The sequence below is a fragment of the Streptomyces sp. NPDC059092 genome, from assembly GCF_042756365.1.
Taxonomy (GTDB): domain Bacteria; phylum Actinomycetota; class Actinomycetes; order Streptomycetales; family Streptomycetaceae; genus Streptomyces.
Genome location: NZ_JBHZEJ010000115.1, coordinates 1 through 10,133 on the forward strand (window position 1 = coordinate 1; position 10,133 = coordinate 10,133).

The 10,133-nt window shown below is 74.4% G+C and carries 8 protein-coding genes; 4 read left to right on the forward strand and 4 right to left on the reverse strand.

Translation table 11 applies throughout. The features are described from left to right. Positions 1-72 precede the first annotated feature (72 nt). On the reverse strand, positions 73-345 hold the full coding sequence (locus ACFXPL_RS35910; protein ID WP_384927369.1) for a chaplin: 273 nt from the start codon (positions 343-345) through the stop codon (positions 73-75). 271 nt (positions 346-616) lie between these two features. Here ACFXPL_RS35910 and ACFXPL_RS35915 point away from each other — a divergent pair, with 271 nt between their 5' ends. From ACFXPL_RS35915 to ACFXPL_RS35925, 3 genes are all read left to right on the forward strand, one after another. Further along, the gene (locus ACFXPL_RS35915; protein ID WP_384927370.1) at positions 617-2,317 is read left to right on the forward strand and encodes a SpoIIE family protein phosphatase; all 1,701 of its coding nucleotides are present in this window, start codon (positions 617-619) and stop codon (positions 2,315-2,317) included. 172 nt (positions 2,318-2,489) lie between these two features. After that, on the forward strand, positions 2,490-6,017 hold the full coding sequence (locus tag ACFXPL_RS35920; protein ID WP_384927371.1) for a phosphodiester glycosidase family protein: 3,528 nt from the start codon (positions 2,490-2,492) through the stop codon (positions 6,015-6,017). A gap of 89 nt (positions 6,018-6,106) precedes the next feature. Next, positions 6,107-6,325 (forward strand): hypothetical protein, encoded by a 219-nt coding sequence (locus ACFXPL_RS35925; protein ID WP_384927372.1) that lies wholly within the window; start codon positions 6,107-6,109, stop codon positions 6,323-6,325. Between the two features lie 18 nt (positions 6,326-6,343). On the opposite strand, the gene ACFXPL_RS35930 is transcribed toward ACFXPL_RS35925, so the two are convergent. The 3 genes from ACFXPL_RS35930 to ACFXPL_RS35940 all read right to left on the reverse strand — a co-directional run bounded on the left by ACFXPL_RS35930 (position 6,344) and on the right by ACFXPL_RS35940 (position 8,477). Then, positions 6,344-6,988 (reverse strand): GNAT family N-acetyltransferase, encoded by a 645-nt coding sequence (locus ACFXPL_RS35930; protein WP_384927373.1) that lies wholly within the window; start codon positions 6,986-6,988, stop codon positions 6,344-6,346. Between the two features lie 99 nt (positions 6,989-7,087). Beyond that, positions 7,088-7,465 carry a nuclear transport factor 2 family protein gene (locus ACFXPL_RS35935; RefSeq protein WP_384927374.1) on the reverse strand — a complete coding sequence of 126 codons (378 nt, stop codon included), beginning with the start codon at positions 7,463-7,465 and terminating at the stop codon, positions 7,088-7,090. A gap of 160 nt (positions 7,466-7,625) precedes the next feature. Continuing rightward, positions 7,626-8,477: an NAD(P)H-binding protein gene (locus tag ACFXPL_RS35940; protein ID WP_384927375.1), complete on the reverse strand. Its 852-nt coding sequence runs from the start codon at positions 8,475-8,477 to the stop codon at positions 7,626-7,628. A 423-nt stretch (positions 8,478-8,900) separates the two neighbouring features. Between ACFXPL_RS35940 and ACFXPL_RS35945 the strand changes: the two genes are divergently transcribed. After that, a complete protein-coding gene (locus ACFXPL_RS35945) occupies positions 8,901-10,016 on the forward strand; it encodes a type III polyketide synthase (RefSeq protein WP_384927376.1) in 1,116 nt (371 codons plus the stop codon). The last annotated feature ends 117 nt before the right edge of the window (positions 10,017-10,133 follow it).

A 10,133-nucleotide genomic window follows, 5' to 3' on the forward strand; every position in this document is an offset into this window, starting at 1 on the left:
CAGCGCGGGAGGCCGTCCTCACCGAACGGTGCGCGGCCCCGGGTCCCAGGGCCGCGCACCGCTGCGCCGGTCTCAGCCGCCGTAGCCGCGGTGGTGCTTCTCGCCCGAGAGGTTGGCGCACTTGTTGCCGAACGCCGGGTTGAGCAGGCCGACCACGTCGACGGTGTTGCCGCAGACGTTGACCGGGAGGTGCACGGGCACCTGGACCACGTTGCCGGACAGGACACCGGGCGAGCCGATGGCCGCCGCCTCGGCGCCGGCGTCGGCAGCGGCCATACCGGCGCCACCGGCCAGGACGGCACCCGTGCCGACGAGAACAGCGGTTGCCTTCGCGATACGCGACATCAAGTTTCTCCTTGAACGTTTCGAGCGCAGCCGCACGATGTGCGGCCTTCACGCACTTCAACGCCCTGGCTCACACGGGGTAACGGACAATCTGCCCTTCGATTTGGTTCGTCCGGATCATCACCTGGTCAGCGCAGTGTCCGGTGCGGTGATCCGTGCCCGGCGGCGCCGTCGCCGCGCGTCACGCGCCACCGGCGCCCGACGGCCGCGGGCCCGGACGGTGCCACGTCTTCGAGGAGTGGCCCGGGCCGATCGGTGAGATGGTTGCTCCATGGCTGATCGGGGCGCACCTCCGGCTGCCGTACCGCTGCCGGACGACTGGCCGGCCCGCCCGGATCGGAGCCTGGCCCTCAACCGCATGGGCAGCTTCGACTGGGACCTCGACAGCGGGCTGCTCCACCTCGACCCGGCCGCCCTCGCCGTGCTCGACCTGCTCCCCGGGGAGTACGACGGCGACCCGGCGGCCCTGGCGCACCGGATCCCGCACGCCGACGCCGCCCGGCTCAAGGCCGTCGCCGCCCGGGCCCTGAAGGCCGGCACCGCCCGGCACAGCGCGTACTTCCGGGTCAGGCTGCGCACCGGATCCACACGCTGGGCGCACGCCCAGGCCTACCTCGGCCACGACGCCGAGGGACGGCCCCGCCGGCTCATCGGCCTCGTACGGAGCGCCGAGCGCGAGCTGGCCCAGGCCGCCGCCCGGAGCGATCTGACCGAGGCGCGGCGCAGACTGACCGGCGTGGTGACCCGTACCACCGCCCTGCTGGCCCGCGCGACGAGCGTCGAGGACGTCCTCGACGTGCTCCGCGACCCGGAGGCGCTGGGCCACCTCACCGCGGTGAGCGTGATGCTCGGCGTGGTCGAGGGCGCACGGATCCGGCTGGTCGCCGAGGGACGCGCGGGATCGTACGTACCGGAACTGCGCTACACCCGGGTCGACGACCCGTTCCCGATGAGCGAGGTGGTACGGACCCGGCGGCCCCGCTTCATCGGCTCACGGGAGGAGTTCAGGACCTCCTACCCGCTGCTCTGGCCGTACGTCGAATCGCTCTCCGTAGCCTCAGGCGCCTATCTCCCGCTGGTCGCCCAGGCCACTCCGATCGGGGTGCTCGGGCTGCTCTCCCCGCTGCCCCGCGCCTTCAGCGACGAGGAGCGCACCCTGCTGCTCGCCCTCGGCAGCTCCATCGCGCAGAGCCTGCAGCGCGCGATGCTCTACGAGCAGAGGCACGATCTCGCCGAAGGGCTCCAGCAGGCGATGCTGCCCCGCCGCATCCCCGACCTCCCCGGCGCTTCGACCGCCGTGCGGTACCGCTCGGCACGGCTCGGCCGGAGCGTCGGCGGGGACTGGTACGACGTACTGCCGCTGCCCGGCGGCCGGGTGGGGCTCACCATCGGCGACGTCCAGGGCCACGACACGGACGCGGCCGTCGTGATGGGCCAGCTGCGGATGGCGCTGTGGGCGTACACCGCCGAGGGCCACCCGCCCGCGACCGCGCTGGCCCGCGCCTCGACGCTGCTGCGGGAACTGGGCACCGAACGCTTCGCGACCTGCACGTATGTGGAGGTGGACCTGGTCGGAGGGGGGCTGCGGATCGTACGCGCCGGGCATCTCGACCCGCTGCTGCGCCGCGCCGACGGACGGTGCGAGTGGATCGGGACGGCCGGCGGGCTGCCGCTCGGCCTCTCCGCGGAGTTCGCCGGACACGGCGGCATCGGCTACCCGGTGACCACCGGGGTGCTCGGCCCCGGCGAGACCCTGCTCCTGTGCACCGACGGCCTGGTGGAACGGCCCGGCATCGATCTGGGCGACAGTCTCGAAGCGCTCCGTCAGGCCGTACGGACGGGCCCCGCGGAGCTGCCCGCCCTGGCCGACCTGCTCTTCGGCACGGTGGGGGAGCCCGGGGGCGGCGACGACATGGCCCTGCTGCTCCTGCGCCGGGACGCCACCGGGCCCGCCGACGCCTCATCGTCCTGAGCGTGGCGTGACCTGACGGACCCGCGCGGCGTTGACCCGTTCGACCCCGTCACCGCGTGTTCTCCACATCGTTCCCGCGAACCCCTGGTTCATTGGCGTGTGCACGGCAATCCTGGGTGTGCCGGCAGAGCACGGCTCAGCCATGTCCATTCACCGTCATCCAGGAGGAGTTGTGGGCCCAGGCATCGCCGGGCGGACCGCCGTGCTGTTCGCGGTCGTGTCTGCCCTGACCGTCGGGGCGGGCGCCCCGTCCGCCGCCGACTCCACCCCCGACCCGCGCCCCCGTACCGCCGCGGAGATCCTGCGGCCCGTCGCACCGCCGCCCGCGAGCGCCGCCGGATCCGGTGCCACGGCGCGGTCCGTGGCCGACGGCGACGGCATCGAGACGGCCCACGCCGCCCGGCCCATCGCCCCCGGCGTCCGGCTGACCTCGTACGACCGGCTCGAATCCGATAAATGGCTGCGGGTCGACACCCTCTCCGTCGACCTCGGCGGCAGCAGCGGCGCGCGGGCCGACTACCTCTCCACCGGGAAGGTCTCCGACCGCCGTACGGTCTCCGAGCTCGCCGCCCGGCACGACCCGGGGCCCGGCCGCCGCACCGTCGCCGCGATCAACGCGGACTTCTTCGACATCAACGAGACCGGCGCGCCGCAGGGCCCCGGCATCGCGGACGGGGAGGTCGTCCACTCCCCGGCGCCCGGCACCCACCGAGCGGTCGGCATCGGCCCCGGCGGCGCGGGACGCGTCCTGCGGCTCTACTTCGACGGCACCGTCACCCTCCCCTCGGGGCCGCGCGCGCTGGAGGCGTACAACGCCGCGAACGTGCCGGCGGGTGGCATCGGCGCCTACACGGCCGCGTGGGGCGAGGCCGACCGGGCGCTCACCGTGGACCGCGCGGCCCCGGTCGCCGAGGCCGCCGTACGGGACGGGCGTGTCGTCTCCGTCACCGACCGGCCGGGCACCGGGCCCATCGCCACCGGCACGACCGTCCTGGTCGGCAGGGAAGCGGGCGCCGGGGCGCTGACCGCGCTGCGCCCCGGCGACCCCGTCACCCTGGAGTACCGGCCGCGCACCGACGACGGCGGGCCCGTGCCGCGCACCGCCGTCGGCGGCCGTGAACTCCTCGTCACCGACGGCAGGGCGGTGAGCCACGAGGGCGAGGGCAACAACACCGCGGCGCCACGCACCGCCGTCGGCTTCTCCCGCGACGGCGCCACCATGCGGGTGATCACCGTCGACGGCCGACAGGCCGACAGCGGTGGCGTCACCCTCACCGAACTGGGCCTGATGATGGCGCGGGCCGGCGCGTACAGCGCGCTCAACCTCGACGGCGGAGGCTCCTCCACCCTCGTCGCCCGCGCGCCCGGCAGCGACGCGCTGCGGGTGGAGAACAGCCCCTCCGACGGCAGCGAGCGCACCGTACCCAACGGCCTCGCCCTCACCGCCCCCGACGGCAGCGGGAGGCTGACCGGCTTCTGGGTCGAGACCCGCACGCCCCCGGGCGCCGCCCCCACCGTCGACCCCGTCAAGGGCGGCCACCCCGAGCGGGTCTTCCCCGGGCTGACCCGCCGTCTGACGGCCGCCGGGTACGACGAGACCTACGGACCCGCGGCGGGCGCCCCGCGCTGGCGGGCCCTGCGGCCCTCCGTGGGCCGGGTCGACCGCGAGGGCGTCTTCACCGCCCGTACCGGCGGCACCACGCCGGTACGGGCCGAACACGGCCGCGCCCACGGCTCCACCGAACTGACCGTGCTCGCCCCCCTCGCCCGGATCCAGCCGACCACCCCGCGTATCGGCCTCGCGGACGCCACGGCCACCGGCACCTTCGGCATCGTCGGGCTCGACACGCACGGCACCAGCGCGCCCGTCGAACCCCGCGACGTGACCCTCGACTACGACCGCGCCCTCTTCTCCGTCACCGACGACGGCCGGGGCTCCTTCACCGTGGCCGCGCTGAAGGACGGCGGAGGGGGCCGGATCACCGCCACCGTCGGCGGCGCCACCACCGCGCTCGCCGTCGGCGTCGGACTGGAGGAACAGCACGTCTCCGGCTTCGACGACGCCGCGTCCTGGACCTTCGGTCAGGCGCGGGCGGACGGCTCCGTCGCGGCCACCCCGGACGGCCGCACCGGCACCGGGCTCACCCTCCGCTACGACTTCACCCGGTCCACCGCGACCCGCGCGGCGTACGCCACCCCGCCACAGCGCATCCCCGTGCCCGGCCGGCCGCAGTCCTTCAAGCTCTGGATCAAGGGCGACGGCAAGGGCGCCTGGCCCACCCTGCACCTCAAGGACGCGGCGGGCTCCGACCAGTTGCTGCGCGGCCCCTACGTCACCTGGACCGGCTGGCGGCAGGTGACCTTCGAGGTACCGGCCGGGGCCGCGACCCCGCTCGCCGTCCACCGCTTCTACCTCGCGGAGACCGCCGCGACCCGGCAGTACACCGGGGAGATCGTCATCGACGAACTGACGGCGCAGGTGCCGCCCGCCGTCGACCTGCCCGACCGGCCGCGCGCCGCCGACCCACTGATCGACACCGCGGCCGGGACCGCCGGGCGGGACTGGCGGTTCGCGGTGATGTCCGACGCGCAGTTCGTCGCCCGCGACCCGGACAGCGCGATCGTGGCCCAGGCCCGCCGCACCCTGCGCGAGATCAGGGCGGCCGAGCCGGACTTCCTCGTCGTCAACGGCGATCTGGTGGACGAGGGTTCACCCGCGGACCTCGACTTCGCCAGGACGGTCCTCACCGAGGAGCTCGGCGACGCGCTGCCCTGGTACTACGTGCCCGGCAACCACGAGGTGATGGGCGGCTCCATCGAGGAGTTCGTGGCGCGGTTCGGCCCCGCCCAACGGGTCTTCGACCACCGGGGTACCCGCTTCCTCACCCTCGACACCTCCGCCCTGACCCTGCGCGGCGGCGGACTCGCCCAGATCAGGACGGTACGGGAGCAACTCGACGCGGCGGCGCGGGACGACCGGATCGGCTCGGTGATGGTGATCGAACACGTACCGCCGCGCGACCCGACCGTCCAGCAGGCCAGCCGGCTCGGCGACCGCAAGGAGGCGGCCCTCCTCGAACGGTGGCTCGCGGAGTTCCGCCGTACGACGGGCAAGGGCGCCGCGTTCGTCGGCGGCCACGTCGGGGTCTTCGACGCCTCGCGCGTGGACGGCGTGCCGTACCTGATCAACGGCGACTCCGGCAAGGCGCCCGCCGCCCCGCCGGGCGAGGGCGGCTTCACCGGCTGGTCGCTCGTCGGGGTGGACCAGGTCTCCAGGAGCGGGTGGACGGCCGCCCGCCTGAAGCCGTGGACGGGCGGCCCCGACTGGGTCTCCGTGGCGACCCGCGCGCACACCGACGCGCTGACCCTCGACGCCCCGGCCACGCTGACGCCCGGCCGGAGCGCCACGGTGACGGCGACGGTCGTCCAGGGCGCCCGGCGCATCCCCGTCGGCTTTCCGCTCAGCGCCGACTGGACCGGCTCCCTCAACCTCCGTATCGGCGACCGCGCCGGCGCCCGGCCGCGCCACGCGGCGGTCCTCGACCCGGCCACCGGCACCCTCACCGCGCTGCGGCCCGGGACGGTCACGGTCGCGGTGACCGTGGGCGGGGTGACCACGCGGGCGGAGATCCGGATCGCCGCCGCCGGGCGGGGCACGCCGGGCGGCGCCCGGCCGGCGGGGGCGGCGACTTTGGGATGAACGCGGGCCACGGCGCGGGCGACTTTCGTCCCGGGGCCCGCGCCCGATGGCCGATAGCCGCCCCGACGCGCGGTTTCTAGCCTGGGCGGGTGAAGACGTTTCTCGGATTCCTCTGCTTCGTTCTGCTGTCCCAGGGGGTGGGCGGTTTGCTGTACGAACTGACCGACGGATGGTTCCGGCTCTGGTCCGTCGTGTCCAGGACGAGCTTCTTCGACGGCTACGAGATCTATGTGAGCGTCGTCATGATCATCGCCGGCGGGGCCATGGGCGCGGCGTCCGCGGCGGTCACCAGGCGGGGCCGCGTATGACCGTCGCGTCCGTCCCCCTCACCTGGGCGCGGCGTCCCCGTCCACGGTGGTCGAACGCCCGAGATGGGCGACAGGACCTGGGTCCGGCACCGCGATCACATGGAAGCCGAGCCGGTCGTAGAAGGCGCGGGCCGGGGTGTTGGCGGTGGCCATCGACAGATGGACGGCGTCGACGCCCTGGTGACGCAGCGCGCCGAGAAAGGAGTGCATCAACGCCCTGCCGTGCCCCCGGCGCTGGGCCTCGGGCAGCAGATCGATGTGCAAGTGCGCGGGATACCCGGCCAGTTCGGGCAGCACCATCCGCTCAGGGCGGTGCAGCAGGGCGATCATCTCCTCGCTCGGGGTGCGGGCCGGCCCCGTCGGCGCCGGATAGCGGCCGGCCAGCGGCGGCAGCCAGACCTCACGGAACGTCTTGACGAAGGCGGCGGTGTCGGCGGTGCCGAGGATGTAACCGACCGCCCGGCCCGTCCCGTCGTCGACCACGAAGGTCAGCTCCGGCTCCAGCACGGCGTAGGGCGCCGCGAAGATGCTCGGCAGCAGTTCGTGGTCGGGGTAGAGATGCCGGGAGTCCTGGCCCCTGTCCCCGGTGCGTACGCAGATGTCGTACAGCGCGGGCAGGTCCTCGGGACGGTAGGGGCGTACGGCGGGAGCGAGAAAAGACATGGCGGCATGCTGCCCGCAGCGGCGGTGCTCCCACAAGGGGCGACGGCGGGAGCGGGGACGCCCTCCCCGGTGAGGCGTCCCCGCTCCGGCGCCGCCCCGCTACGGAGCGGTGGGCACCCGGTCCAGGAAGCCCTGGACCACGGCGATCCGGCCGTCCTCGGCGAGCGTGATCACGTCGGAGCCCGCGACGGGAGCGGAGCCGTCGGCGGCCGAGACCAGCTCCCAGGAGAACCGCGCGAGGTCGTGATGGCCGTCGACCGGGCCGCTCAAGGTGAACGTGAAGCCGGGGAACCGCTCCTGGGCCCCGGCGATCAGCGCGGCCAGCGCCTCGTGACCGGTGTCGGAGGCCAGCGGGTCGGTGTAGCCGCCGTCCTCGCTCCAGGCGGCGGCGACGGCCTCGGCGACGGCCTGCTCCGACGGCGCGTTCCACGCCTCGAAGTAGCGGGCCACGGCGGTCTCGTAACGGTTCTCCGACATGGTCGGTCAGCCTCCAGAGGCAGGACGGGAGCGTGCGTACGGTGCCGGAACCCGGCCGAAGTGCGTCGGTCGGGCCCCGGTGACCGCAACGATGCCGCCCCGGCGCGGACGGGTCGATTACGTGCCGGGTAATGGCGCCGGAGCGGACGGCGGGGCCGGTTCAGCCACCGAAGGCGGGGAGGTGGTCCCGGGCCCAGACGCGGTAGGGCCGGGCCGGCCGCCCGAGCAGTGTCCGCACCGCCGGCTCCACCCGCGCCTTGGCGCCCGCGCCCTGCCGTTCCGCGCCCTCCAGGAGCGCGTCGGCCACCGGGCGCGGCCAGCGGGCGAGCAGCCCCTCGTACGCCTGGTCCCGGGTCAGCTCCACCAGCCGCAGCGGGCGCCGGAGCAGCCCGGAGAGCACGGCGACCTGCTGGGCCGCGCTGATCGCCGCCGGGCCGGTGAGCGGGTGGGCGCGCCCGGGGAGCACGGCGCCGGTGAGGGCCAGCGCGGCGACCTCGGCGATGTCACGCGGATCGACGGTGGCGTGGGGCGCGGCGCCGTGGAAGGCGCGCACCACCCCCTCGTCACGGACCGAACGCGCCCAGCCCAGGGTGTTGGACATGAACGCCCGGGGCCGCAGGAAGGTCCACGCGACGCCCGAGGCGCGGAGCACGTCCTCGGCGTCCCGCTGCCGGCGCGTGATCAGGTCGTCGGCGTCGGGCTCGGCCACCGCCCGCGCCGACAGCTTCACCACATGGCGTACGCCGGCCCGGCGGGCCGCGGTGACGAAGTGCTCGTCGTGGGCGGGCGCGAGCGGGTCCGCCGTGACGAGGAACGCCGCCCGTACCCCGGTCAGCGCGGCGGCCAGCGAGACGGGATCCGCGAAGTCGCCGCCCACGACCTCGGTCCCCGGCCCGGCGAGCGCGGCGATACGGCGCGGGTCCCGGGAGAGCAGCCGTACCGGCTCCGCGGTGGCCAGACGCTCCGCCACGAGCCGTCCGACGGTGCCGGTGACCCCGGTCAGCAGGATCATCGGCCCGCCACCCCGCACCCCGCGCCCGCGACACGCCGGACGCCGTACGGCCTCAGGACCGTGAACCGCCGTCCGCCGGGCGCCGGGACGGGGGCCACGAGGCCCCGCGGGCGACCGTCGCCACCGGCCGGAACCCGGTACGCACACCACGAGAACGCCATGGGGACCATCCCTCCCGCGCCCGGCCGCGGGTGACACCCGGGCGCCTCCACCACCCCCTGAACGGGCGATCCCGCCGACGCCTTCCCTACGTTCCGTAGTCGCGCGTGGAATCCTGACGGCTCTTCGGTTCCCCCGCAGATCCGTCCCCCGACCGGCGGCCCTCCGGTGCTGTCACCTGTTTCCCGCAGTTGCGGGGCGGTGGCCCAGCCCCGAATGTGGGCCCCAGTTCACAGCGAACACGAATGAAGGAGAGAGCGCGTCGTGGCGACTCTGTGCAAACCCGCGGTCTCGGTCCCCGAACATGTGATCACCATGGAGGACACGCTCGCTCTCGCGCGCTCGCTCCACGAGGACCATCCGCAACTGCCGCTCGCGCTGCGGCTGATCGAGAACACCGGGGTCTCCAAGCGCCATATCGTCCAGCCCATCGAGGAGACGCTGCGCCACCCCGGTTTCGAGGACCGCAACATGCTGTACGAGGCCGAGGCCAAGCGACGCGTGCCCGAGGTGGTCCGGCGCGCCCTCGACCACGCCGAGCTGCGCCCCGCCGACATCGACATGATCGTCTACGTCTCGTGCACCGGCTTCATGATGCCGTCGCTGACCGCCTGGCTGATCAACACCATGGACTTCCCCGGCCACACCCGGCAGCTCCCGATCGCCCAGCTCGGCTGCGCGGCGGGCGGCGCCGCCATCAACCGGGCACACGACTTCTGCCGCGCCTACCCCGGCAGCAACGTGCTGATCGTCGCCTGCGAGTTCTGCTCGCTCTGCTACCAGCCGACGGACCTCGGCGTCGGCTCGCTGCTCTCCAACGGCCTGTTCGGCGACGCGGTCGCCGCCGCGGTCGTACGGGGCGAGGGCGGCACCGGCATCAGGATGGAGCGCAACGGCTCCCACCTCGTGCCCGACACCACCGACTGGATCGCCTACAGCGTCCGCGCCACCGGATTCCACTTCCTGCTCGACAAGCGCGTGCCCACCACCATGGAGCCGCTGGCCCCCGCGCTCCGTACGATGGCCGACCAGCACGGCTGGGACGCCACCGGACTCGACTTCTACATCATCCACGCGGGCGGCCCCCGCATCCTGGACGACCTCAGCCGCTTCCTCGAAGTGGCGCCTGAGGCATTCCGGTTCAGCCGGGGCACCCTCACCGAGTACGGCAACATCGCCAGCGCCGTCGTCCTCGACGCCGTACGACGCCTCTTCGACGAGGGCGTGGTGACCGACGGGGCACGCGGCATCGTCGCCGGGTTCGGGCCCGGGATCACCGCCGAGATGGCGCTCGGCCGGTGGACGGTGGCCGACTCGTCCGCCGAACTGGACATGGCCGGGCACGGCCTGCTGGAGACCGCGGGCCGCGCCACGTCCTGACCGGCGCCGCACCACGGAGGCGGGGCCCCCCCCCCCCCCCGGGCCCCCCCCCGCCGGGAGTACCCCCCCCCCCCCCAGGGGGGGGGGGGTATAAAAAAAATAACGAGGCCCCGCCAA